The 25456-nt window shown below is 60.5% G+C and carries 14 protein-coding genes; 7 read left to right on the forward strand and 7 right to left on the reverse strand.

Translation table 11 applies throughout. The annotated features are described in order from the left end of the window. Nucleotides 1–147: 147 nt before the first annotated feature. The gene (locus tag HU722_RS03150; RefSeq protein ID WP_049710369.1) at nt 148–378 is read left to right on the forward strand and encodes a hypothetical protein; all 231 of its coding nucleotides are present in this window, start codon (nt 148–150) and stop codon (nt 376–378) included. Next, a complete protein-coding gene (locus HU722_RS03155; protein WP_065875281.1) occupies nt 375–668 on the forward strand; it encodes a cell division protein ZapA in 294 nt (97 codons plus the stop codon). Before HU722_RS03150 ends, HU722_RS03155 begins: the two co-directional genes overlap by 4 nt. Here HU722_RS03155 and HU722_RS03160 read toward each other — a convergent pair. Together HU722_RS03160 and putA are read right to left on the reverse strand one after the other, a co-directional pair. Then, the gene (locus tag HU722_RS03160; protein WP_065889136.1) at nt 665–2467 is read right to left on the reverse strand and encodes an acyl-CoA dehydrogenase; all 1803 of its coding nucleotides are present in this window, start codon (nt 2465–2467) and stop codon (nt 665–667) included. The genes HU722_RS03155 and HU722_RS03160 overlap by 4 nt on opposite strands. A 214-nt stretch (nt 2468–2681) precedes the next feature. Further along, nucleotides 2682–6635, reverse strand: coding sequence for a trifunctional transcriptional regulator/proline dehydrogenase/L-glutamate gamma-semialdehyde dehydrogenase (putA, locus tag HU722_RS03165; protein ID WP_065875279.1), 3954 nt, complete (start codon nt 6633–6635; stop codon nt 2682–2684). 461 nt (nt 6636–7096) lie between these two features. Between putA and putP the strand changes: the two genes are divergently transcribed. The 3 genes from putP to HU722_RS03180 all read left to right on the forward strand — a co-directional run bounded on the left by putP (nt 7097) and on the right by HU722_RS03180 (nt 11473). After that, nucleotides 7097–8581: a sodium/proline symporter PutP gene (gene putP / locus HU722_RS03170; protein ID WP_065875278.1), complete on the forward strand. Its 1485-nt coding sequence runs from the start codon at nt 7097–7099 to the stop codon at nt 8579–8581. Between the two features lie 204 nt (nt 8582–8785). Beyond that, nucleotides 8786–10762 (forward strand): type VI secretion system Vgr family protein, encoded by a 1977-nt coding sequence (locus HU722_RS03175; RefSeq protein WP_186753336.1) that lies wholly within the window; start codon nt 8786–8788, stop codon nt 10760–10762. 27 nt (nt 10763–10789) lie between these two features. Then, nucleotides 10790–11473 carry a DUF4123 domain-containing protein gene (locus tag HU722_RS03180; protein WP_065889133.1) on the forward strand — a complete coding sequence of 228 codons (684 nt, stop codon included), beginning with the start codon at nt 10790–10792 and terminating at the stop codon, nt 11471–11473. On the opposite strand, the gene HU722_RS03185 is transcribed toward HU722_RS03180, so the two are convergent. Then, nucleotides 11459–12736 carry an O-acetylhomoserine aminocarboxypropyltransferase/cysteine synthase family protein gene (locus HU722_RS03185; RefSeq protein ID WP_065875275.1) on the reverse strand — a complete coding sequence of 426 codons (1278 nt, stop codon included), beginning with the start codon at nt 12734–12736 and terminating at the stop codon, nt 11459–11461. The two genes, HU722_RS03180 and HU722_RS03185, sit on opposite strands and share 15 nt — an antisense overlap. Before the next feature lie 174 nt (nt 12737–12910). On the opposite strand from HU722_RS03185, the gene HU722_RS03190 reads away from it, so the two are divergent. Further along, a complete protein-coding gene (locus tag HU722_RS03190; protein WP_065889131.1) occupies nt 12911–13747 on the forward strand; it encodes a 23S rRNA (adenine(2030)-N(6))-methyltransferase RlmJ in 837 nt (278 codons plus the stop codon). Nucleotides 13748–13918: 171 nt separating this feature from the next. On the opposite strand, the gene msrA is transcribed toward HU722_RS03190, so the two are convergent. From msrA to aceE, 4 genes are all read right to left on the reverse strand, one after another. After that, nucleotides 13919–14566, reverse strand: a complete 648-nt coding sequence (msrA, locus tag HU722_RS03195; RefSeq protein WP_065875274.1) for a peptide-methionine (S)-S-oxide reductase MsrA — start codon at nt 14564–14566, stop codon at nt 13919–13921. A gap of 72 nt (nt 14567–14638) precedes the next feature. Continuing rightward, nucleotides 14639–17323, reverse strand: coding sequence for a putative bifunctional diguanylate cyclase/phosphodiesterase (locus HU722_RS03200; RefSeq protein ID WP_065875273.1), 2685 nt, complete (start codon nt 17321–17323; stop codon nt 14639–14641). A gap of 316 nt (nt 17324–17639) precedes the next feature. Next, nucleotides 17640–19277 carry a dihydrolipoyllysine-residue acetyltransferase gene (aceF, locus tag HU722_RS03205; RefSeq protein WP_065889127.1) on the reverse strand — a complete coding sequence of 546 codons (1638 nt, stop codon included), beginning with the start codon at nt 19275–19277 and terminating at the stop codon, nt 17640–17642. 11 nt (nt 19278–19288) lie between these two features. Next, on the reverse strand, nt 19289–21934 hold the full coding sequence (gene aceE / locus HU722_RS03210) for a pyruvate dehydrogenase (acetyl-transferring), homodimeric type (RefSeq protein ID WP_065875270.1): 2646 nt from the start codon (nt 21932–21934) through the stop codon (nt 19289–19291). A gap of 383 nt (nt 21935–22317) precedes the next feature. On the opposite strand from aceE, the gene glnE reads away from it, so the two are divergent. Then, nucleotides 22318–25257, forward strand: coding sequence for a bifunctional [glutamate--ammonia ligase]-adenylyl-L-tyrosine phosphorylase/[glutamate--ammonia-ligase] adenylyltransferase (gene glnE, locus HU722_RS03215; RefSeq protein ID WP_065875269.1), 2940 nt, complete (start codon nt 22318–22320; stop codon nt 25255–25257). The last annotated feature ends 199 nt before the right edge of the window (nt 25258–25456 follow it).

Here is a 25456-nt window from a genome sequence, read left to right on the forward strand (position 1 = left end):
CAGGAACCAGATCGGGTAAATGCAGTCACTAAGGCTCGAAAGTGCGGCCCGGCCCTTAAAAATCGGGCTGCGCGCCAGGGATAACCCTGGCATCCGAGGTGAATTTTCTTTATCGTCACCGCCCTTTGAAAAGCCAGAGAAATCAAAATGTTAGAAGCATCCCTCAGCCAATTGGAACAACTCGTCAGCGACTTGGTACAACAAAATCAGGATCTGCTGGGCACCAACGAATCCCTCAAGGCGGAATTGGCCCGCGCCAAGGATGAGAACGACAGCCTACAACTGAACCTGATGGAGCAGGAAGAAAAGCACGGCGCTACCGCCGCCCGTATCCAGGCGCTGGTTGAGCGTGTGAGCGCAGGGCCTGTCAGCGCATGAGTGAAGGGATAAAGGTCGTTTCGATTCTCGGAGAGGATTACTCGATCAAGGCACCGGCCGGGGAAGACAAAACCCTGATGCACGCCGTGACCCTGCTCAAGGCGTCCCTTGCCACCACCAAGAAAAAGTACCCGACCCTGATCGGTGACAAATTACTGGTGCTGGCGGCGCTGAACCTGTGCGCCGAGCAGATCGAAATGCAGCAGGCTCACCAGCAGGAACTCGACCGTTACCAAGAGCAAGTCAGCGCCACGGTCGATGTGATTGCCAAGGCGATCGGAACGCCTTAGAACCACTCATCCTGCATGCCGAGGCACGTGTCATCGCGTGCCTCCAGAATTGCCAGTTCATGATGGCAGCTCGGTACTTCCCAGGTCAGGAAGTACCGGGCGGCCTGGAGCTTGCCTTTATAAAAGGCCACATCCGCCGCATTGCCCCTGGCCAATCCTTCTTCGGCGCGAATCGCCTGCTCCAGCCAGCGCCAGCCAATCACCGTATGCCCGAACACCTTCAAGTACAGCGCCGAATTTGCCAGGCTGCTGTTGACCTTGCCTTGGGCGAGATCCGTCAGCAGGCCGATGGTGACGCTTTGCAGGCGGTTGACCAACTGTTCCAGCGGTTCCCTTAGTGCGGTCAGGCTTGGGTATTCCTGCGCCCGTGCACCGGTTTCGGCAATCAGTCGTATGAGTTGCTTCAACCCCGCGCCGCCGTTCTGCGCGAGCTTGCGCCCCAGCAAATCCAGGGACTGGATGCCGTGGGTGCCTTCGTGGATCGGGTTCAGGCGGTTGTCGCGGTAGTACTGTTCCACCGGGTACTCGCGGGTGTAGCCATGGCCGCCGAGAATCTGGATTGCCAGTTCGTTGGCCTTGAGGCAGAACTCCGAAGGCCAGGATTTGACGATGGGCGTGAGCAGGTCCAGCAGTTCGTGGGCGTGCTTGCGCTCGGCTTCGGTTTCCAGGGTGGTGGTGTCGTCGAACAGTCGTGCAGCGTAGAGGCCAAGGTCGAAGGCGCCTTCCACGTAGGATTTTTGGGTCAGCAGCATGCGCTTTATATCCGCGTGCTGAATGATCGAGACCGGCGCCGTTGTGGGGTCTTTGCTGTCGGGCAGGCGACCTTGTGGGCGTTCGCGGGCGTATTCCAGCGAGTAGAGGTAGCCGGCATAACCGAGCATCACCGCACCCATGCCGACGCCGATGCGTGCCTCGTTCATCATCTGGAACATGCAGCTCAGGCCCTGGTGCGGTTTACCTACCAGATAGCCGACGCAACTACCGTTATCGCCGAAGTTGAGCGCGGTGGACGTCGTCCCGCGCCAGCCCATCTTGTGGAACAGCCCCGCCAGCAGCACGTCGTTGCGCTCGCCCAGGCTGCCATCGTCGTTGACCAGGAACTTGGGCACGATAAACAGCGAAATGCCCTTCACCCCGGCGGGCGCATTCGGCAGCTTGGCCAGCACCATGTGCACGATGTTTTCCGACAGCGGGTGATCGCCACCGGAGATGAAAATCTTGTTGCCCTTGAGCCGGTAAGTGCCGTCCGCCGCAGGTTCTGCGCGCGTACGAATATCCGACAGCGAAGAGCCCGCATGGGGTTCGGTCAGGGCCATGGTGCCGAAGAAGCGGCCGTCGATCATCGGTTGCAGGAAGCGTTGTTTCTGATCATCGGTGCCGAAACTTTCGATCAGGTTGGCGGCGCCCATGGTCAGGAACGGATAGGAAGTGGACGCCGCGTTCGCTGACTGGAAATGCGCAAAACACGCTTGAGAGAGCAGGGTGGGCAGTTGCATGCCGCCCGCTTCGAAGCTTCGGGCTGCGTTGAGAAACCCGGCTTCAAGGAAGGCATCCACCGCCGGTTTGACTTCCGGAATCAGGATGGCTGCACCGTTCTCGTAGCGCGGTTCGTTCTCGTCGTTCTTGCGGTTGTGAGGGGCGAAATACTTTTCGGCGATGTTGCGCGCGGTACTGATGGCCGCATCGAAGGTTTCGCGGTTGTGCTCGGCAAACCGCTCGCGCTGGGTCAGGCCCTCGGCATCGAGGACTTCGTACAGCTCGAAAGCCAGATTGCGGGAACTGAGCAGCGTCTCGGACATGGCGGCTTACCTTTGGAGGAATTGGCCTGAGTCTAAGTGCGCGAATGGAGGCTGGATAGCAAGATTGATCTGGGTGATGGAGGGGCAAAACAACAGCGCAAGGCGTGCACAGTCCATGTGGGAGCTGGCTTGCCTGCGATGGCATCGCTACGGTCTGTCAGTAGCACCGCGTCGCTTGCATCGCAGGCAAGCCAGCTCCCACAGGGGGAAGGGTTTAGCCGATGGTCATCAAACTGGCGTTACCGCCCGCTGCAGCAGTGTTGACACTCAGCGCACGCTCAATCACCAAACGCTCCAGCGCAATCGCCGTTTCGCCTTGCGACAAACCATGCACCCCAACAATCGCGCCACCACGCTGGGCCACTTGCTGGCACACCGCACGCAGCTGGTCGGAATCACCGTGATGCAGAACCGCGTCAAACACCACTTCATCCTTGGTCCAGTCGGCCACGCGCTTGATCTTCGCCTGAATTTCTTTAGGCAGGCGTGAGAACAACGCCTTGGTCAGCTCGGTTTCCGGCCATACCGCCGAACCGCCCACCGCCAATACCGCCGCCAGTTGAGTCAACAAATCGCCTTCCACGTCCGCCAGGCACAGTACGTGCTCGCGGGGCAGGATGGCGTAGCTGTTGCGCTCGCCGGTCGGCCCGGCCAGTTGGCGGGTGATACCGCTTTGCGATTGCGCGGCGAACTGGCTGCACAAGGCACTCAGTTCGCTGAACTTATTGCTGTCGGCCCAGGTTTTCAGGGCGGTCAGCGGCTGGCTCATGGCGTCGCGCAGGCGCACGTCCGGTGCAGCCAATGCGTCGCCACGTACGAAGGATTGCTCGATGGCATCCGTAGGACGCATTGACAGCAGGCGGTACAGGTACAGTGGGCCGCCGGCTTTCGGGCCAGTGCCCGACAGGCCTTCGCCGCCGAAGGGTTGCACGCCGACCACAGCGCCAACGATGTTGCGGTTCACATAGACGTTACCGGCATTGACGTTGTCGATCACCTTGGCGATGGTCTCGTCGATACGCGTGTGCACGCCCAGGGTCAGGCCATAGCCGGAAGCGTTGATCTGGCCGATGAGCTGGTCGATCTCTTTGCGCTTGTAACGCACCACGTGCAGTACCGGGCCGAAGATCTCGCGTTGCAGCTCGTCGAAGCTTTCCAGCTCGATCAGGGTTGGCATCACGAAGGTGCCGCGCTTGATTTCTTCGCCGTCGGCAATCGCCACTTGGTAAACGTTGCGGCCTTTGTCGCGCATGGCCTGGATGTGTTTCTCGATGCCGGCCTTGGCTTCGGCGTCGATCACCGGGCCGATGTCGACGGACAGACGTTCCGGGTTACCCAAGCGGCATTCCGCCATGGCGCCCTTGAGCATTTCGATCACACGGTCTGCCGAATCTTCCTGCAGGCACAGCACGCGCAGGGCCGAGCAACGTTGGCCGGCGCTGTCGAAGGCCGAAGACACCACGTCGATGACCACTTGTTCGGTCAGCGCCGAGGAGTCGACGATCATCGCGTTCTGGCCGCCAGTTTCGGCGATCAGCGGGATCGGACGGCCCTGGGCATCCAGGCGACCGGCGACATTGCGTTGCAGCAGGCGCGCCACTTCAGTGGAGCCAGTGAACATCACGCCTTTGACGCGATCATCACCGACCAGGCGCGCACCCACGCTCTCCCCCTGACCCGGCAGCAATTGCAGCACGCCTTCCGGAATACCGGCTTCGAGCAGGATGCGCACGGCTTGGGCGGCCACCAGCGGCGTTTGCTCGGCAGGCTTGGCCAGTACCGGGTTACCGGCGGCCAAGGCCGCGGCGACTTGGCCGCTGAAAATCGCCAGCGGGAAGTTCCACGGGCTGATGCACACCACCGGGCCCAGTGGGCGGTGGGCGTCATTGGTGAAATCGTTGCGCGCCTGCACGGCGTAGTAACGCAGGAAGTCCACGGCCTCGCGTACTTCGGCGATGGCGTTGGCGAAGGTCTTGCCGGCTTCGCGAGCCAGCAGGCCCATCAGCGGTTGGATCTCGCCTTCCATCAGGTCGGCGGCGCGTTCCAGGATCGCGGCGCGTTCGGCGGGCGGGGTGGCCTGCCAGATCGGACCCGCGTTGATGGCGCACTGGATAGCGTTGTCGACGTCTTCGACAGTGGCTTCCTGCACATGGCCGACCACATCACGCAGGTCGGACGGGTTCAGTACCGGTGCCGCTGCTTCATTGCTGGAAGCGCAACCGAGCATCGGCACCGCTTTCCAGTTGTTGTGAGCGGTGGCCAGCAGGGCGCAGGACAAGGAGGCCAGGCGATGTTCGTTGGCCAGGTCGATACCGGCCGAGTTGGCGCGGTCGCTGCCATACAGGTCACGCGGCAAAGGGATGCGCGGGTGCGGCAGGCCGAAGCCGCCTTCCAGCGTAGCCATTTGCTCGATGCTGGCCACTGGATCGGCCACCAGCTCCTGAATCGAGATGGACTGGTCGGCGATACGGTTGACGAACGAGGTGTTCGCGCCGTTTTCCAGCAGGCGACGTACCAGGTAAGCCAGCAATGTTTCGTGGGTGCCGACTGGTGCGTACACGCGGCACGGACGGTTCAGCTTGCCTTCGGATACTTTGCCTACAACCTGCTCGTACAGCGGTTCGCCCATGCCGTGCAGGCATTGGAACTCGTACTGGCCGGGGTAATAGTTCTGACCGGCGATATGGTAGATGGCCGACAGCGTGTGGGCGTTGTGCGTGGCGAACTGCGGGTAGATGACTTCCGGCACCGACAGCAGCTTGCGTGCGCAGGCAATGTAGGAAACGTCGGTGTAAACCTTGCGGGTGTACACCGGGTAGCCTTCCAGGCCTTCAACCTGGGCGCGCTTGATCTCGCTGTCCCAGTACGCGCCTTTTACCAGTCGGATCATCAGGCGATGGCGGCTGCGGCGTGCCAGGTCGATGACGTAGTCGATCACATACGGGCAACGCTTCTGGTAGGCCTGGATCACGAAACCGATGCCGTTCCAGCCGGTCAGTTGCGGCTCGAAGCACAGGCGCTCCAGCAGATCCAGCGACAGCTCCAGGCGGTCGGCCTCTTCGGCGTCGATGTTCAAACCGATGTCGTATTGCTTGGCCAGCAGCGTCAGGGACAGCAGGCGCGGGTACAGCTCATCCATCACGCGTTCGTACTGCGCACGGCTGTAACGCGGGTGCAGTGCCGACAGCTTGATGGAGATGCCCGGGCCTTCATAAATCCCACGGCCGTGGGAGGCTTTGCCGATTGAGTGAATGGCTTGTTCGTACGAGGCCAGGTACTTCTGCGCATCGTGCTCAGTCAGCGCGGCTTCACCGAGCATGTCGTAGGAGTAGCGGAAACCCTTGGCTTCGAACTTGCTCGCGTTAGCCAGGGCTTCGGCGATGGTTTCGCCGGTGACGAACTGCTCGCCCATCAGGCGCATGGCCATGTCGACGCCCTTACGGATCATCGGCTCGCCGCTTTTGCCGATGATGCGGCTCAAGGACGAGGTCAACCCTGCTTCGTTATGCGTGGCGACCAGTTTGCCGGTCAGCAACAGGCCCCAGGTGGCGGCGTTGACGAACAGCGATGGGCTGTTGCCCAAGTGCGGGTGCCAGTTGCCGGTGCTGATCTTGTCGCGGATCAATGCGTCACGGGTGCCTTTGTCCGGGATACGCAGCAGCGCTTCGGCCAGGCACATCAGCGCCACGCCTTCTTGGGAAGACAGGGAAAATTCCTGCAGCAGGCCCTGAACAATCCCGGCACGGCCGCCGGCACTTTTCTGGTTACGCAGTTTTTCGGCGATCGAGGCGGCGAGCTTGTTGGTGGCTTCGGCCATCGAGGCCGGCAGGCGAGCCTGCTCGATCAGCATCGGCACCACTTCCGGCTCAGGGCGGCGGTAAGCGGCGGTGATCGAGGCGCGCAGTACGGACTGCGGCAGGATGCTCTCGGCGAACTCAAGGAAGCACTGGTGGGCGTGGTCGTTCTGGACCTCGCCTGCGTCGTCTGCCTCCTTGCTGCTCAAGCCATTGAGTTCAGTCAGGGTTGCACCACCCTCCAGTTTCTCCAGGTAATTGAAAATCGCCTGCTTGATCAGCCAGTGCGGCGTGCGATCAATGGAGGTCGCGGCAGCCTTGAGGCGCTCGCGGGTTGGGTCGTCAAGTTTGACCCCAAGGGTGGTCGTAGCCATTTTCTTATCCTCATGGGTGCCACTACCGAGTGGCATCAGCTGGCGGCAAGATTAGCTTTGCGCATGCATAGGTGCAACCGGGTGCAACCCTTTTTATGCATGAAATTTTCGCACGGGTACCTGAAATAAAATGGACCTCAATGGAATCGGCTCTGCCTTGGTGCGTTTGCTTCTGAGTTTGGCTGTTCTTGCTCCGAAAAGTAGCAAAAACGGGGTGTTTTGCACTTTTCACATCAAGGTGCAACTTATTCTCACGAAACTGGTTGCACCTTATTTGCTTTGTTGAATAGCATTCGCGGCCAAGGTGCAACCACTCCCGCGAGTCGGTTCATCGGCTGACGGCTTTCCTGGGGAAACGTCAGTCATAAATGCGCGGCACGCAGCTACGTCTAACCTACTTGCAGTGGGTGGCCGTCTGACAGACCGTCGCTACATAAAAACAAAGCCAGGGCGTCACTCCTATGAGCGTTAGTAATCCAACCCTGATCACGTTCGTGATCTATATCGCAGCAATGGTGCTGATCGGCTTCATGGCCTATCGATCCACCAATAACCTTTCCGATTACATCCTGGGCGGCCGTAGCCTTGGTAGCGTAGTGACTGCCTTGTCGGCCGGCGCCTCAGATATGAGCGGCTGGTTGTTGATGGGCCTGCCGGGCGCGATCTACATGTCCGGCCTGTCGGAAAGCTGGATCGCTATCGGCCTGATCGTCGGTGCCTACCTCAACTGGCTGTTCGTCGCCGGTCGCCTGCGGGTCCAGACCGAGCACAACGGTGACGCCCTGACCCTGCCGGATTACTTCTCCAGCCGTTTCGAAGATAAAAGCGGCCTGCTGCGGATCATCTCCGCCGTGGTGATCCTGGTGTTCTTCACCATTTACTGCGCCTCCGGCATCGTGGCCGGTGCTCGCCTGTTCGAAAGCACCTTCGGCATGTCCTACGAGACCGCGCTGTGGGCCGGTGCTGCAGCGACCATTGCCTACACCTTCGTCGGTGGTTTCCTGGCAGTGAGCTGGACCGATACCGTACAAGCCACGCTGATGATCTTCGCGCTGATCCTGACGCCGATTATCGTGCTGCTGGCTACCGGTGGTGTTGACACCACCTTCCTGGCCATCGAAGCCAAGGACCCGACCAACTTCGATATGCTGAAAAACACCACCTTTATCGGCGTCATCTCGCTGATGGGTTGGGGCCTGGGTTACTTCGGCCAGCCGCACATCCTCGCGCGTTTCATGGCGGCGGACTCGGTGAAGTCGATTGCCAAGGCGCGTCGCATCTCCATGGCCTGGATGATCCTGTGCCTGGGTGGCACTGTGGCCGTGGGCTTCTTTGGTATCGCCTACTTCTCGGCGCACCCGGAAGTGGCCGGCGCAGTGACTGAAAACCCTGAGCGCGTGTTTATCGAGCTGGCAAAAATCCTGTTCAACCCATGGGTTGCCGGTGTTTTGCTATCGGCCATTCTCGCTGCCGTCATGAGCACGCTGAGCTGCCAGTTGCTGGTGTGCTCCAGCGCCCTGACCGAAGACTTCTACAAAACCTTCCTACGCAAAAACGCCTCCCAGCTCGAGCTGGTGTGGGTCGGTCGCCTGATGGTGCTGCTGGTTGCCCTGATTGCCATCGCCATGGCCGCCAACCCGGAAAACCGCGTACTGGGCCTGGTGAGCTATGCATGGGCCGGTTTCGGCGCCGCGTTCGGTCCTGTGGTGCTGATTTCGGTCATCTGGAAAGGCATGACCCGCGACGGCGCACTGGCTGGCATCCTGGTCGGCGCGATCACCGTGATCGTGTGGAAACACTTTGAGTTGCTGGGCCTGTACGAAATCATCCCAGGCTTCATCTTCGCCAGCCTCGCGATCTACTTCGTAAGCAAGATGGGCGCACCGACTGCTGGTATGGTCGAGCGCTTTGACGCGGCGGAAAAAGACTACAACCTCAATAAGTAATTCGCTGGGCGTGAAGCGCCCTACGAACTGAAAAAAAGGCCCGCGTCCTACCGATGGCGGGCCTTTTTTTGTGTGTGGTTTACGTGGGACTGAAGAAAGTTCTGGCGCGTGCGTGTAGGGTTTTACTGATTTGTTTGGGGTGTGCTCAGCAGGGTGAAACGTTGGTGCAGAATCTGCCACCTATCCCTCGCAGAGAAACACCGGATGTTCGCTCCTGCCAATCAAAGTGCCTTCACCCTGACCCTCGATGGGGAGCCCAGTGAACTCAAGGTGTTCGAGTTCAGGGGTGTTGAGTCCATCAGCCAACCCTACTGTTTTGAACTCGAACTGGTCGCCGAGCAACCCGATCTCGACCTGGAAAGCCTGCTGCATCACCCGGTGTATCTTGGGTTTGATGATCGGGGCCATGGTGTTCATGGTCTGGTTCACCGAGTGGCGCAAGGTGATTCAGGACGCCGACTGACGCGTTATCAAATGACGCTTGTACCGCAGCTGGCCTATCTGGCGCACAGCAGTCACCAGCGTATTTTCCAGCACAAGACCGTACCGCAGATTGTTGCGCAGGTGCTGGAGGGGCAGGGGATCCAGAGCGACCGCTTCGAGTTCCGGCTCAGCGGCACCTACCCCGAGCGCGAGTATTGCGTGCAGTTTGGCGAAACTGATCTGGCCTTCATTCAGCGGCTTTGTGCCGAGTTGGGCATTCACTATCACTTCCAGCATTCCGCCGAGGGGCATTTGCTGGTATTCGGCGATGACCAGACGGTGTTTGCCCAAGCGGATCAGCCCACTCCTTACACTCCCGGTTCAGGGATGGTCGCGGACACCCCGGCGATCAAGCGGTTTACGGTGCAGGTGCAGACCCGCGCCACGGCAATCAACCTGCGCGACTATGACTTTCGCAAACCCAGCCTGGCGCTGGAAAGCGCGGTGTCTGGCGAGCAGTTACCCAAGCTCGAAGCGCAGGATTATCCCGGCCACTTCAGCGACCGTGCCCATGGCAAATACCTCGCACAGCGTGGCCTGGAGCGTCATCGCAGCGACTATCGTGTCGCCTGTGGCAGTGGTGATGAACCTGCTCTGGTCAGCGGGCGGTTCCTCAGGCTGGCCGGTCACCCGCGCGAAGACTGGAACGCCTTGTGGTTGGTGACGAAAGTAACCCATGAGGGCAAGCAGCCCCAGGTACTGGAAGAGCTTGTAACCGAGGTGTCGGGCGGGGATTTTCGCCAGGGCTATCGCAACGAATTCGCCGCCGCCCCGTGGGATGTGGTTTTCCGGCCGCCAATGCCAGAGCAGCCTCGCCCGAGCATTGCTGGCTATCAAAACGCAACGGTGACCGGCCCCGTCGACAGTGAAATTCATTGTGATGAATACGGCCGGGTCAAGGTGCAGTTGGCGTGGGATCGCGCCGGAGAACATAACGACCATTCCAGTTGCTGGCTGCGGGTTGCCAGCGCTTGGGCGCATGACCGTTATGGTTCGGTCGTGATCCCGCGAGTCGGGATGGAAGTGCTGGTGGGCTTCGTCAATTGTGATATGGATATGCCGCTGGTGGTGGGCTGCTTGGCTAACGCGGCAACCCAGGTGCCCCTCGACTTGCCGGCGGACAAGACCCGCAGCATTTTCCGCAGCCAAAGCAGCCCAGGCGGGGGTGGCTACAACGAGCTACGCATTGAGGATCGCAAGGGGGCCGAGGAAATCTACCTGCGTGCCCAGCGTGATTGGACGCAGCATGTGCTGCATGACCATCGGGTGAAGGTGGGCGGTGAGTCGCACCATGAACTGCAGGGCGAAGAGCAGTGCATAACCCATGGCAACCGCTTGACCGACCTCAAGCAAGACGACCATCTGGTGGTTGGCGGCTCGCAGCAGGTGCGCGCCGGGCAGACCATCCAGATCGGTGCAGGGCAAAGCGTTGTCATCGATGCAGGCGCGACCGTCACGATTCAGGCCGGTGGGCAGTCGATCACGCTGTCTGCGGGCGGCATTTTCAGCAGCGTACCGATTCAGCTCGGCGGCTCGGCTGTTCCGACGTCCGCGCCGTTGATTCCTGGCGTGAAAGAGAAGTTGCTGGCCGTGATTCCTGCACCGCTGAGCCGCGTACAGATCGCGAGTCTGAAGCGCAGCGCGCCGTTTTGCGAAGAGTGTGAGCGTTGTAAAAACGGCCAGTGTGATCTCACCTGACCTCCACCTTAAAAGGACTTTACGTCGATGCATCAACCCTTGCTTGCTGGTGAACAACTCTTCGCGGTATTGGGCGCTGCCAGCGACGCCAAGCCTTTGGAGGCTTGGCGGGCGCTTGCCGTCGGCGCCCCACTGCAACCCGTTTGGGCCGGCACCGCCTATGCGACATGGGAAGAGGTAATGCCCTACTTGGGTATCGTCGAACCGGGCAGCCCTTTCCTCGATTGGGCCGCCTCCACTGACGCAACGGATTGGGGGTGGCTGGCCATATCGTCGAGCCCGTTGGAAAGGGTGGTGGCACATCTGCAAGGCTTGACCAAGGTGTACCTGCCCGATGGCCAGGAGGTGTTTTTGCGTTTATGGGATGGCGATCAGATGCTACCGATCCTCCAGCAAGTAGGGGGGGAGGTGTTGCCGGTATTCCAGCGTTACCTGATCAATGGCCAGTCGCTGACCGTTGCGACTGGCCCGGTCACGGCGGCTAAAGCCAGCCCGTGGTGGCGGGTGCCTGCACCGTTATTGGAGCACCTGGCCGGGCAATCGCCGCAAACCCTTATCGGCAACTTGCTGCAGTGGCTGGAAGAGCAGCGCCCCGACCTCTACACCGCTTTCCCGCCGACGACCTTGCAGCACAAGGTCGCCTACTTCTCGCGCGGTCCGGATGTCAGCCATCAGGCGCTGGCCGACTATCTGGCCTCAGAGCTGAGTTGACCCCAGTGCCTGCTGCAGATCTTCGATCAGGTCTTCAATCGCCTCGATACCGACTGACAGGCGAATCATCTCCGGCTTCACGCCGGCCTTGGCTTGTTCCTGCTCGTTCATCTGCCGATGGGTGGTAGAGGCGGGGTGACAGGCCAAGGATTTGGCATCGCCGATGTTTACCAATCGCTTGAAGATCTGCAGCGCGTCGTAGAAGCGCACACCGGCCTCGTAACCACCCTTTAGGCCAAACGACAGGATCGCCGACGGTTTACCCTGCATGTATTTCTGCGCCAATACGTGATGTGGATGGTCTGGCAGGCCGGCGTAGCTGACCCACTCGACATCCGCGTGGTCTTGCAGGAATTGCGCAACTTTCAGGGCGTTTTCGGTATGGCGCTCCATGCGCAGGGCCAGGGTTTCCAGGCCCTGTAACAGCAGGAAAGCATTCATCGGTGCCAGCGCCGCGCCGGTGTTGCGCAGCGGCACGGTGCGAGCGCGGGCGATAAAGGCGGCGGGGCCGAATTTTTCCGTGTATACCACGCCGTGATAGGCCGGCTCGGGGGTGTTGAGGCCGGGGAATTTTTCTGGGTAGTCGGTCCAGGGGAAGGTGCCACTGTCGACGATCACACCGCCCAGGGAATTGCCGTGGCCACCGATGTACTTGGTCACCGAGTGCACCACGATATCGGCGCCGAACTGGATCGGCTTGCACAGGATCGGCGTGGCGACGGTGTTATCCACCATCAGCGGCACGCCACGGGCGCGGGCCACCTTGGCCAAGGCTTCCAGGTCGACGATATTGCCGGCTGGGTTGCCGATGCTTTCGCAGTACACCAGCTTGGTGTTGTCGTCGATCAGCGCGGCGATGGCTTCTGCAGAGTCATCCCGGGCGAAACGTACATCGACGCCGAAGCTCGGCAGCAAGTGCGCGAACAAGGTGTAGGTGCCGCCGTAGAGTTGCGGGGTGGTGACGATATTGTCGCCGGCACGGGTGAGGGTCTGGATCGCATAATGGATCGCCGCGCTGCCGGCCGACACCGCCAGGGCGGCAATACCCCCTTCAAGGGCGGCAATGCGCTGCTCCAGCACATCGTTGGTGGGGTTCATGATCCGTGTGTAGATATTGCCGGGTACGTCCAGGTTGAACAGGTCGGCGCCGTGCTGGGCGTTATCGAATTCGAAAGCGACATTCTGATAGATCGGCACGGCGACGGCCTTGGTAGTCGGATCGGACTTGAAGCCGTGATGCAGCGCGATGGTGGCGTCTTTCATGATTGTTATTGACCTCCCTGGATAGTGGATGGCCACAATAAATCTGCTCCAGTGCTGACATTTAGATTTTTTTCAACCAGCTTCCTGTCTTTACGATATAAGCACCGCCCGGCACGCCACCCTGCACCTGAGCCTGCGTAAAAGGTAAACTTCGCCCCCTGCGCAGGAGCAACCATGAATTATCGTCACGCCTTTCACGCCGGCAACCACGCCGATGTCTTCAAACACCTGACCTTGACCCGCCTCATCGCCCTGATGTCGCGCAAGGAGCAGCCGTTCGCCTACCTCGACACCCACGCCGGCATCGGTCTGTACGACCTGCAAGGCGACCAGGCCAACCGCACCGGTGAATACCTGGAAGGCATCGCGCGCCTGTGGGGCGAAAGCGACCTGCCGCCGCTGACCGCCGATTACATGCGTGTATTGCACGAAATGAACCCGGATGGCGAGTTGCGCTACTACCCGGGCTCGCCGGAGCTGGCGCGGCGCCTCACGCGTCCACAGGACCGCGTACTGCTCAATGAAATGCATCCGGAAGACGGTCTACTGCTCAAGGACAACATGAAAGGTGATCGCCGGGTCAAGGTGCACTTGGGCGAAGGCTGGCATGTGCCACGTGCCTTGCTGCCGGTGCCGGAAAAGCGCGCGCTGATGCTGATTGATCCGCCGTTCGAGAAACTCGACGAGATGCAACGTTGCGCGGCGTCCCTCAAAGAAGCCGTGAGCCGCATGCGCCAGACCGTCGCGGCCATCTGGTACCCGGTGAAGGACCAGCGCCTGTTGCGCCGTTTCTACCAAGACCTGGCCGGCACCGGTGCGCCGAAGTTGCTGCGTGTGGAGTTGCTGGTGCATCCGCTGGACACGCCCAACACCCTGACCGGCTCGGGCCTGGCAATCGCCAACCCGCCGTGGGGGCTGGAGGAGGAGTTGCGTGAGCTGCTGCCGTGGTTGTCCAAAAAACTTGGGCAGACCCAGGGTGGGTGGCAGATGGATTGGCTGATCGCTGAATAACTGCAGTGAAGGGCGTTGGTGTAGTGAGCGGGCTTGCCCCGCGCTGGGTTGCGTAGCGGCCCCAATAAATCCACTGAGATGTTTCAGGTAAACCGCAGTGTGAGGTTGTGGGGCTGCTACGCAGCCCAGCGCGGGGCAAGCCCGCTCACTACAATAACCCTAGATATAGCGTCAGATCGGGCAGCTCACGCCCGTACCGCCGATCCCGCAATAGCCCTGCGGGTTCTTCGCCAGATACTGCTGGTGATACGTCTCGGCGAAGTACACCGTCGGCGCTTCTTCGATTTCCGTCGTGATCTCACCCAGGCCGGCCTTGGTCAATTCAGCCTGATAGGCATCAGCACTGGCCTGCGCCGCCGCCAACTGCTCCGGCGTGGTCGCATAGATCACCGAGCGGTACTGGCTGCCAATGTCATTCCCCTGGCGCATGCCCTGGGTTGGGTTGTGCAGTTCCCAGAACATCTTCAGCAGGTCTTCGTATTTCACTTTGGCTTGGTCATACACCACCAGCACCACTTCACTGTGGCCGGTCAGGCCCGAGCAGACTTCTTCATAGGTCGGGTTCGGCGTGTAACCGCCGGCGTAACCCACCACGGTACTGACCACGCCATCGCGCTCCCAGAACTTGCGCTCGGCGCCCCAGAAACAACCCAGGCCGAAGATCGCAAAGCCGACGTCATCGAGGAACGGCCCCAGCAGCGGGTTGCCGTTGACGAAATGAGTCTCTGGCAGCGTCATTGGGGTTTCACGACCAGGCAACGCTTGTTCTTGAGTTGGCAGCACGTTTTTGTTCACCAGAATTTCCGAGCGCAAGACCATGATCAGTCCTCTCAGTCAGGTTGAGTTAGATGCGAATTCAGACCGCCAGTGTGCCCGAGTGTTACAACGCTGTCAGGCGATTGGCCCGCGCGGATAGCGTTTGAGCTTATCAAGCAGCTCTGCGCCGGGGATTGGGCGGTCAAACAGGTAACCCTGGCCGACATCGCAACGGTGCCGGCGCAGGAACGCCAGTTGCTCGACCGTCTCGATGCCCTCGGCCACGACCTTGAGCTTAAGGTTGTGGGCCATGGCGATCACCGCTGAGGTGATTTCCATGTCGTCCTGGTTGTCCGGGATTTCGTGAATGAAGCTGCGATCAATCTTGATGATGTCGATGGGGAATTTTTTCAAGTAGCTCAACGACGAGTAACCGGTGCCGAAGTCATCCATGGCCAATGTCAGGCCAAAGCTTTTCAGCTGATCGAGTTGCAAGCGCGTGTCTTCGGTGGCTTCGAGCAGCAATCCTTCGGTCAACTCCAGTTCCAGCAGATTGGCCGGCAGTTGTTCTTCCTTGAGGATCGTGGCAATCGACGCGACCAGGTCCGGGTCAGAGAACTGCTTGGGCGACAGGTTGATCGCCACCTGCAGATTGCCCATGCCGGCGGCACTCAGTTGCTTGCTCATGCGGCAGGCCTGGCGCGCAATCCATTTGCCGATGGGGATGATCAGCCCGGTCTCTTCAGCCACGCTGATGAACTGGTCCGGGCGGATCATGCCCTTTTCCGGGTGGTTCCAGCGCAGCAGCGCCTCCATGCCCAGCAAGCGGCCGCTGCGCAGGCACAGCTTGGGCTGGTAGAACACGTCCAACTCGTTCTGGGTGAGGGCGCGGCGCAGGTTGTTTTCCACGAACAGTTTGTAGCTGGCTTCGGCATTCAGGGCTTCGGTAAACACTTGCACCTGGTGTTTACCGTTGGCCTTGGCCTTGTGCAGGGCCAGGCCGGCGTTGCGCATCAGGGTTTGCGGATCGCGGCCATGCAGCGGCGCGCAGGCGAGGCCCACGGAGCCGGTGACGCTGATCAACTGATTATCGACGAACATCGGTTTGTCGAGGGTCGCGAGCAGTTGGCTGGCGACCTGCTGGCCGGTCTCCAGATCGGTGTCGTCGAGCAGTACCGCAAACTCGTTGCTGGCAAAGCGGGCCAGGCTGCCGCTGGCGCTCAGGCTGTTGCGCAGGCGGCGCGCCAGGCTGATCAACAGTTTGTCACCGGTCTGGTGGCCAAGGCTGTCGTTGATTCGCTTGAAGTTATCGATGTCCACCAGCAACAGGCTGATCGGGCTGTCGCTGTCACGTGCAAAACGTTCATCCAGGTTGCGGATAAACGAGGGGCGGTTGCCCAGGTTGGTCAAGTTGTCGGTGTAGGCCAGGCGCTCGATGCGCTGCTGGGCCAGCTTGGTCTGGGTGATGTCTTCGTAGATGCCGATGTAGTGCGTCAGCTCACGGTTATCGCCATAGACCTTGGAAATCGACAGTTGGCCCCAGTAGGGTTCGAGGTTTTTACGCCGGCTTTTGAATTCGCCCTGCCAGCTGTTGCTCTTGGCCAGGCTCGACGGTGCGTCGAACAGTAATTCGCTGAGGTTTTCCAGCGCCGGCAATTGGGCCAGGCGGTGGCCGTGGACTTCTTCGGCGCTGTACTGGGTGATCGCGGTAAAGCTTGGGTTGACGTACTCCACCACGCCGTCGCAGTTGACCAGCAAAAACGCGTTGGCGCTTTGTTCCACGGCACGCTGGAACAAGTGCAAGGCACTGGTGGCGGTGCGGCGGTTGTGGTTGTTGATAACTTGCGCGAACTGATCGGCCAGTTCGCCGGCAAAGGCAATTTCGTCGGCCTGCCAGGCGCGCGTGCAGCTGCTTTGTTCCAGGCACAACACGCCGACGACCTGGCCATCGACGCGGATGCTCGCGTCGAGCATGGCGTGAATGTCTTTGTTCTCGGCCATTTCCCGGGTACGCGGGTCGCGCAAGGCGTTGGTGGCGTCAATGGCGCGGCTGGTGTGCAGGGCTTCGAGGTAATCCGGGAAGCAGCTTGCGTCAATGGGGTCGGGCAGGTGGTGCTGCTGGTCGTCGCGGTGGTAGGCCGAGATGGGCACCAGGCGCTGGCCTTCGAGGTTCCAGATGCTGGCGCAGTCGATCTGGTAGATATCACAGGCACTGCGGGTGATCAGCTCAGCGGCTTCTTGCAACGAATTGTTGGTGGTGTAGCGCTGCCGGGCCAGCAGCAGGATCAACTCCTGTTGGGCACGCACCCGCTCCAAGTGTTGCAACTGTTCCTGCTGGGCGCGCTGGTTGAGCTCCAGTGCGATCTGCAGGCGGCTGTTCTGGTTTTCCAGGTCTGCCGTGGGCACGGCAGCGGGGAGTTCGCTGAACAGGCCGTCGACCACCATCAGGTAGCCGCGCAGCAGGTGGCGATTATGTTGTTTATAGGCTTCGCCCATTTCCAGCAGGCTCAGCGGGCCATCATTGGTGTGCAGGGTATAGCGCACCAAGTAGTGAGGGCTCAGGGCCAGTTGCTGCTGGATGGTGTCGTGCAGTTCATAACGCGCCTGGGGTTCCATCAGGCTGGCGTAGGGCGTGCCGAGCAGGGCACACAACTCTACAGCCGACAGACCGAATTGGCGCTCGCAATTGGGGTCGAGGTAAAGGAGGGCCCAGCTTGCCTCATTAAGCCGCTCGAAACGCAGCATACCGAGGCGCGAAGGCACCGGTAACTGCGTCACTACCTCGGCCGCCATTCGGGCGACATCGGGTTGGCTTTTCATGGGGCAGACTCACTTGAAATAACGCGCACGGCGCCGGGCTTACGCCCTCTTTTCTGTTGCCTGCGGCAAGGTTGCATCATGCGGCGCAGGCTGACAAGAGAGGATGAAGGCTAAGTGCTATAAGGGGGTTATCGGCCGCGGGAGGGGTTTCTTCAATCGGAATGATGGAAGGTGTACAAACCTGTCTTCTTTATCCAGCTTCCTGCTGGAAAACAGGCAAAAAAAGCCCCGCCAAGTGGCGGGGTTGAGGTACGAGCGTGGCGCTCGGAAATCGGTGCAACCAGGCCTCCTTGGTGAGGAGGAGGCCCGTTGAGACTTACAGCAGGATGGTGCGGATGTCGTTCAGCAGTTGGCTCAAGCGCTGCGTGAAGCGAGCAGCAGCGGCGCCGTTGATCACGCGGTGATCGTAGGACAGCGACAGCGGCAACATCAGCTTAGGCTGGAACGCTTTACCGTCCCACACAGGCTGGATAGTGGCCTTGGACACACCCAGGATCGCCACTTCCGGCGCGTTGACGATTGGCGTGAAGCCAGTGCCGCCAATGTGGCCGAGGCTGGAGATGGTGAAGCACGCGCCTTGCATGTCGTCTGCGGTGAGCTTCTTGTCGCGGGCCTTGGCAGCCAGTGCAGCGGCTTCGGCAGCGAGTTGCAGCAGGCTCTTCTGGTCGACGTTCTTGATGACCGGTACCAGCAGGCCTTCCGGGGTGTCGACGGCAAAGCCAATGTGCACGTATTTCTTGCGAATGATCGCCTTGCCGCTTGGCGCCAGCGAACTGTTGAAGTCCGGCAGTTCCTTGAGCAGGTGCGCACACGCCTTGAGCAGCAGTGGCAGCACGGTCAGTTTCACGCCGGCCTTCTCGGCCACGGCTTTCTGCGCAACGCGGAAAGCTTCCAGGTCGGTGATGTCGGCCTGGTCGAACTGAGTCACGTGCGGGATGTTCAGCCAGCTCGCGTGCAGGCTCGACGCGCCGATTTGCATCAGACGGGTCATCGGCACTTCTTCGGTTTCGCCGAAGCGGCTGAAGTCCACGGTGCGGATTGGCGGAATGCCCGAACCACCGGTAGCGCCACCGGCAGCCGGCGCTTCCTTGGCTTTCTGCATCATGGATTTGACGTAGACCTGAACGTCTTCCTTCAGCACGCGGCCGTGAGGGCCGGTTGCCGACACAGCATTCAGCTCAACGCCGAATTCACGGGCCAATTGACGCACGGCAGGACCGGCGTGAACCTTGGCACCACTTAGCGCAGGTGCGGCAGCAGCAGGGGCCGGAGCGGCCTCAGCTTTTGCAGCAGGCGCAGGGGCGGCAGCAGCCGGAGCAGCTTCAGCCTTGGCAGCCGGAGCAGCGGCTGGTGCTGGAGCGGCTGCAGGCGCAGCGCCTTGTACTTTCAGCTTGAGGATGAAGTCACCGGTGCCGACTTCGTCTTCCAGCTTGACCGCGATGCTTTCCACCACGCCGGCAGCCGGCGAAGGGATTTCCATGGAGGCCTTGTCGGACTCCAGGGTGATCAGCGACTGGTCGGCTTCGACGGTGTCGCCGACCTTGACCAGCAGCTCGATGATCTTGGCCTTGCCCGACGAGCCGATGTCCGGGACGTGGATGTCCTGAACGCTGGCGGCGGCAGGTTCTGCAGCCGCAGGGGCTGCAGGGGCCTCGGCAGCAGCAGGCTTTTCAGCAGCAGGCGCGGGTGCGGCAGCGGCAGCAGGCGCTGCATCAGCAGCCCCTTCGATTTCCAGTTCCAGCAGTTCGTCGCCTTCTTTCAGGCGGTCGCCCAGCTTCACTTTCAGGCTCTTGACCACGCCGGCCTTGGGAGCAGGGATTTCCATGCTCGCCTTGTCCGACTCCAGGGTCAGGATGCTCTGGTCGGCTTCGACGGTGTCGCCGACCTTCACAAACAGCTCGATTACTTCACCTTCACCGCTGCCGATGTCAGGTACGCGAATGAGTTCGCTCACAAAAAATCTCCTCAGCAGTCCAGTGGGTTGCGTTTTTCCGGGTTGATCCCGAACTTGACGATAGCGTCAGCCACCACCTTGGGTTCGATCTCACCACGGTCAGCCAAGGCTTCCAGGGCTGCCAACACCACGAAGTGACGGTCGACTTCGAAGAAGTGACGCAGCTTCTTGCGGCTGTCACTGCGGCCGAAACCGTCGGTGCCCAGGACTTTGAATTCCTTGGACGGGACCCACTGGCGAATTTGTTCAGCAAACAGCTTCATGTAGTCGGTGGACGCGATGACCGGACCTTTACGGCCGTTCAGGCATTCTTCGACGTAGCTCAGTTGTGGCTTCTGGCCAGGGTGCAGGCGGTTGTTGCGCTCAACGGCCAGGCCGTCGCGACGCAGTTCGTTGAAGCTGGTAACGCTCCACACGTCAGCGCCGACGTTGAACTCGTCACGCAGGATCTTCGCCGCTTCACGCACTTCACGCAGGATGGTGCCGGAGCCCATCAGCTGCACGTGGTGCGCCGCTTCCTTGGTGTCTTCTTCGAGCAGGTACATGCCCTTGATGATGCCTTCCTCAACACCGGCCGGCATGGCAGGTTGCTGGTAGGACTCGTTCATCACGGTGATGTAGTAGAAAACGTCCTGCTGTTCTTCGGTCATCTTCTTCATGCCGTCCTGGATGATCACCGCCAGCTCATAGCCGTAGGTTGGATCAAAGGTGCGGCAGTTCGGGATGGTGGCAGCCAGGATGTGGCTGTGACCGTCTTCGTGTTGCAGGCCTTCGCCGTTCAACGTAGTCCGGCCGGCGGTACCGCCGATCAGGAAGCCACGGGTACGGCTGTCGCCTGCTGCCCACGCCAGGTCGCCAATACGCTGGAAGCCGAACATCGAGTAGAAGATGTAGAACGGCAGCATTGGCTGGTTGTGGCTGGAGTACGACGTACCGGCAGCGATGAAGGAGCTCATGGCGCCCGCTTCGTTGATGCCTTCTTCGAGGATCTGGCCCTTCTTGTCTTCCTTGTAGAACATCACCTGGTCTTTATCGACTGGCTCGTAGAGCTGGCCGACGGAGGAGTAGATGCCCAACTGGCGGAACATGCCTTCCATACCGAAGGTACGGGCTTCGTCCGGGATGATCGGGACGATGCGCGAACCGATTTCCTTGTCCTTGACCAGCTGCGCGAGGATCCGCACGAAGGCCATGGTGGTAGAGATTTCACGGTCGCCCGAGCCGTCCAGGATAGCCTTCAGCGTATCGAGTGGCGGGGTCGGAATGCTTACGCTCTTGGCTCGACGCTGCGGCACGAAACCGCCCAGTGCAGTGCGACGCTCGCTCAGGTAGCGGGCTTCGGCGCTGTTTGGCTCCGGCTTGAAGAACGGCAGGTTTTCCAGCTCTTCGTCCTTGACCGGAATGTCGAAGCGGTCGCGGAACAACTTCAGGCTGTCGACATCGACTTTCTTGGTGTTGTGCGCAGTGTTCTTCGCTTCGCCGGCACCGGTGCCATAACCCTTGATGGTCTTGGCCAGGATGACGGTGGGTTGTTCTTTGTGGTTGACCGCTTCGTGGTACGCCGCGTAGACCTTGTACGGGTCGTGGCCGCCACGGTTGAGTTTCCAGATCTCGTCGTCGGACAGGTCTGCAACCATCGCCTTGAGTTCTGGCGTGTTGAAGAAATGTTCACGCACGAATGCGCCGTCTTTGGCTTTGTAGTTCTGGTACTCGCCGTCGATGACTTCGTCCATGCGACGTTGCAGGATGCCGTCGACGTCCTTGGCCAGCAGTGGGTCCCAGAAACGGCCCCAGATGACTTTGGTCACGTTCCAGTGAGCGCCGCGGAACACGCCTTCGAGTTCCTGGATGATCTTGCCGTTGCCGCGAACCGGGCCGTCGAGGCGCTGCAGGTTGCAGTTGATGACGAAGATCAGGTTGTCGAGCTTCTCGCGGCCGGCCAGGGAGATGGCGCCCAGGGATTCCGGCTCGTCACACTCGCCGTCGCCCAGGAAGCACCAGACTTTCTGCTTGCCTTCAGGGATGAAGCCACGGGCTTCCAGGTACTTCATGAAGCGTGCCTGGTAGATCGCTTGAATTGGACCCAGACCCATGGAAACGGTCGGGAACTGCCAGAAATCAGGCATCAGCCAAGGGTGCGGGTAGGACGACAGGCCCTGGCCGTCGACTTCCTGGCGGAAGTTGTTCATCTGCTCTTCGGTGATGCGGCCTTCCATGAACGCACGGGCGTAGACGCCTGGCGAGGTGTGGCCCTGGAAGTAGATGAGGTCGCCGCCGTGTTCGTTGGTCGGCGCCTGGAAGAAATAGTTGAAGCCGATGTCATACAGGGTTGCGCTGGAGGCGAAGCTGGAGATGTGACCGCCCAGGTCAGAATCTTTCAAGTTCGTGCGCATTACCATCGCCATGGCGTTCCAACGTACCAGCGAGCGAATGCGGCGTTCCATGAACAGGTCGCCAGGCATGCGTGCTTCGTGGGTAACGGGGATGGTGTTGCGGTATGGCGTAGTGATGGCGTAAGGCAGTTGCGAGCCGCTGCGGGTCGCGAGTTCGCCCATACGGGTCATCAGGTAGTGAGCACGGTCTTCGCCTTCTTTGTCGAGAACCGATTCCAGGGCGTCCAGCCATTCCTGGGTTTCGACGGGATCGAGGTCTTGCATGGCTTGCTCCAGGGCGGAAAGGCTACCAGAATCGGTTGCCTGAAGTTTGCGACTGGCCTTGTGGGCAGACGACATAAATTCTTGGATGGCCGAAGGTTGCTTCGGCGTCCTGTAGTTTTACTACAAATCGTCGGCCATTTCAGCCTTTCGAATGTATATACGAGTAGTAAAACTACACAAGACTGAGCGTATGGCTCGGTCTGGCTGGTGAGCATAATCGTTATTGTTGATCTTTTGCGAACAAGAAAAGGTAGAAGTTTAATGTTCCCTGCCAACAACTATGAATTTTCAGCTATTTATAACCTTTGTTCGACAGTCCTTCATGTAGCGCCGGTATCACGTCCACCGCAACCCGCCATTTACGCGCTGATCAAGGATAGACCATGAGCCTTCCAACGCTGGCCGAACTGCCGGCCATTCTCTTGCCAAAAGCCCAGCGGGCCGAGCAGTCATTTCGTGACGCCGTGGCCGCGCTGGACGACGATCATGGACTTTCTGCGTGGACGCCGCAACGGTGGGCCGACTTCGTCCGCGTGTGCGCCGCCAGTGATTTCGTGATTGAACAGAGTGTTCGTGACCCTTTGATGTTGCTCGAATTGGTGGCCTGGGGCGAGCTGGACCGGGGGTTCGCCCCTGGCGAGCTGTGCGGGCAAATTGCTGGCGCAGTGCAACAAGCCGAAACAGAAGACGAGCTGGGCCGTGTGTTGCGTCGCCAGCGTACCCGCCAGCAAGTACGCATCATCTGGCGCGATTTGACCCGCCAGGCGGACCTGGTGCAAACCTGCCGCGACCTTTCCGATATGGCCGATGCGAGCATCGACCAGGCCTACCAGTGGCTGTACCAGCGCCACTGCGCGCAGTTCGGCACGCCTACCGGCCGGCGCAGCGGCGAGCCGCAGCACATGGTCATCCTCGGCATGGGCAAGCTCGGCGCGGTGGAGCTGAACCTGTCGTCGGATATCGACCTGATTTTCGCGTATCCCGAAGGCGGCGAAACCGTCGGTGTTAAACGCTCGCTGGACAACCAGGAATTTTTCATCCGCCTTGGTCAAAAACTGATCAAGGCCCTCGACCCGATGACGGTTGACGGCTTTGTGTTCCGCGTCGATATGCGCCTGCGCCCCTACGGTTCAGCGGGCGCGTTGGTGCTCAGCTTCAATGCGCTGGAGCAGTACTACCAGGACCAGGGGCGTGACTGGGAGCGCTACGCCATGATCAAGGCGCGGGTGGTGGCGGGCGACCAGGTGGCGGGTGCGCAACTGCTCGATATGCTGCGACCGTTCGTTTATCGGCGCTATCTGGACTTCTCCGCCATCGAAGCGCTGCGCACCATGAAGCAGTTGATCCAGCAGGAAGTGCGGCGCAAAGGCATGGCCGACAATATCAAGCTGGGCTCGGGCGGTATCCGCGAAGTGGAATTTATCGCCCAGGCCTTCCAACTGATCCATGGCGGCCGCGACCTCAGCTTGCAACAGCGGCCGCTGCTCAAGGTGCTCGGCACCCTGGAAGGCCAGGGTTACCTGCCGCCTGCGGTGATCGCCGAATTGCGCAATGGCTACGAATTCCTGCGTTATACCGAACATGCGATCCAGGCGATTGCCGACCGCCAGACGCAAATGCTCCCGGACGACCCGCAAGATCAGGCGCGCATTGCCTTTATGCTGGGCTTCGCCGACTGGGCCGCGTTCCACGAGCGCCTGATGTACTGGCGCGGGCGCGTGGACTGGCATTTCCGTCAAGTGATTGCCGATCCAGACGAAGAAGAGGGTGAAGAAAGCGAGCTGGTCGTGGGCGGTGAGTGGTTGCCGTTGTGGGAAGAATCCCAAGACGACGAAGCGGCCTGCCGCCAATTGGCCGAAGGCGGGTTCACTGACGCGACCAAGGCGCTCAAAGCGTTGGCCGGCCTGCGCAACAGCCCGCAACTGCGTGCCATGCAGCGCCTGGGGCGCGAACGCCTGGATGCATTTATTCCGCGTCTGCTCGCCCAGGCTGTCGAACACGCCAACCCGGACCTGGTGCTGGAGCGCGTGTTGCCGCTGGTGGAAGCGGTCGCCCGGCGTTCTGCCTACCTGGTGCTGCTCACGGAAAACCCCGATGCCCTGCGTCGCCTGTTGACCCTGTGCGCCGCCAGCCCGTGGATCGCCGAACAGATCACCCGCTTCCCGCTGCTGCTGGATGAATTGCTTAACGAAGGCCGTTTGTTCAAGCCGCCATTGGCGCCGGAGCTTGCGGCTGAACTGCGCGAGCGCCTGACGCGAATCCCCGAGGACGACCTTGAGCAGCAGATGGAAGCCTTGCGGCACTTCAAGTTGGCTCACCGCCTGCGCGTGGCCGCGTCGGAAATCGCCGGCAGCCTGCCGCTGATGAAAGTCAGCGACTACCTGACCTGGCTTGCCGAGGCCATTCTTGAGCAGGTGCTGGCCCTGGCCTGGCGCCAGACCGTCGCGCGTCACGGCTCGCCACAGCGGTTGGACGGTACGTTGTGCGATCCTGGGTTCATTATTGTCGGTTACGGGAAAGTCGGCGGGATCGAACTGGGGCATGGTTCGGACCTGGACCTGGTGTTTATCCATGACGGCGATCCGCAGGCTGAAACCGATGGCGCCAAGCCGATTGATGGCGCGCAGTTCTTCACGCGCCTGGGCCAGCGCATCATTCACTTGCTGACCACCCAGACCAACTCCGGCCAGCTGTATGAAGTGGACATGCGCCTGCGGCCTTCCGGGGCCTCCGGGCTGTTGGTCAGTTCACTGGGAGCGTTCGATCGCTATCAACAAAATGAAGCCTGGACCTGGGAACACCAGGCATTGATCCGTGCGCGGGTGCTGGTCGGTAGCCAGGATGTGGGGCATGCGTTTGAACACGTCCGGGCTAAAGTGTTGGGCCGGGAGCGGGACCTGGCGAAGCTGCGCCAGGAGGTCAGCGAGATGCGCGCGAAGATGCGTGACAACCTGGGTACCAAGACCACGGCGGCCGGCACCGGCGCCAATGCCTTCGAAGCCACGGCGGCGTTCGACCTCAAGCAGGACGCCGGAGGTATCGTCGATATTGAATTTATGGTGCAATACGCGGCTTTGGCGTGGTCTGCGCAACATCCATCGTTGCTGCGCTATACCGACAATATCCGCATTCTGGAAGGCCTGGAGCAGGTGGGCTTGATGCCCGCCACCGATGCCCATCTGCTGCGTGAGGTGTATAAGGCCTACCGTTCCGCCGCGCACCGCCAGGCCTTGCAAAACGAGGCCGGTACGGTGGCCGGGGATCAGTTCGCCGACGAACGGCGCCAGGTGATGCGAATCTGGAAAGAACTGGGGTTAAGCTGAAACTTGATGAATTGAGCGACGCCGATCTGATGTGGAAACCGGCTTTATGTGGGAGCGGGCTTGCTCGCGAAGCAGGCGCTGCGGTCTGTCTATCGGACCGCGGTGATGCCTTCGCGAGCAAGCCCGCTCCCACACAAACCGGTGTTCACACAAACCCGGTCTTATAGTCATTATCGAGGCGGGGAGGCATAAGCCTCCC

This window comes from Pseudomonas tritici, from assembly GCF_014268275.3.
GTDB classification, from domain to species: Bacteria; Pseudomonadota; Gammaproteobacteria; order Pseudomonadales; family Pseudomonadaceae; genus Aquipseudomonas; species Aquipseudomonas tritici.

Coding starts and splice junctions, on each gene's coding strand:
- HU722_RS03150 (WP_049710369.1), top strand. CDS start 148: ATGTTAGAAGCATCCCTCAGCCAATTGGAACAACTCGTCAGCGACTTG.
- HU722_RS03155 (WP_065875281.1), top strand. CDS start 375: ATGAGTGAAGGGATAAAGGTCGTTTCGATTCTCGGAGAGGATTACTCG.
- HU722_RS03160 (WP_065889136.1), bottom strand. CDS start 2,467: ATGTCCGAGACGCTGCTCAGTTCCCGCAATCTGGCTTTCGAGCTGTAC.
- putA (WP_065875279.1), bottom strand. CDS start 6,635: ATGGCTACGACCACCCTTGGGGTCAAACTTGACGACCCAACCCGCGAG.
- putP (WP_065875278.1), top strand. CDS start 7,097: ATGAGCGTTAGTAATCCAACCCTGATCACGTTCGTGATCTATATCGCA.
- HU722_RS03175 (WP_186753336.1), top strand. CDS start 8,786: ATGTTCGCTCCTGCCAATCAAAGTGCCTTCACCCTGACCCTCGATGGG.
- HU722_RS03180 (WP_065889133.1), top strand. CDS start 10,790: ATGCATCAACCCTTGCTTGCTGGTGAACAACTCTTCGCGGTATTGGGC.
- HU722_RS03185 (WP_065875275.1), bottom strand. CDS start 12,736: ATGAAAGACGCCACCATCGCGCTGCATCACGGCTTCAAGTCCGATCCG.
- HU722_RS03190 (WP_065889131.1), top strand. CDS start 12,911: ATGAATTATCGTCACGCCTTTCACGCCGGCAACCACGCCGATGTCTTC.
- msrA (WP_065875274.1), bottom strand. CDS start 14,566: ATGGTCTTGCGCTCGGAAATTCTGGTGAACAAAAACGTGCTGCCAACT.
- HU722_RS03200 (WP_065875273.1), bottom strand. CDS start 17,323: ATGAAAAGCCAACCCGATGTCGCCCGAATGGCGGCCGAGGTAGTGACG.
- aceE (WP_065875270.1), bottom strand. CDS start 21,934: ATGCAAGACCTCGATCCCGTCGAAACCCAGGAATGGCTGGACGCCCTG.
- glnE (WP_065875269.1), top strand. CDS start 22,318: ATGAGCCTTCCAACGCTGGCCGAACTGCCGGCCATTCTCTTGCCAAAA.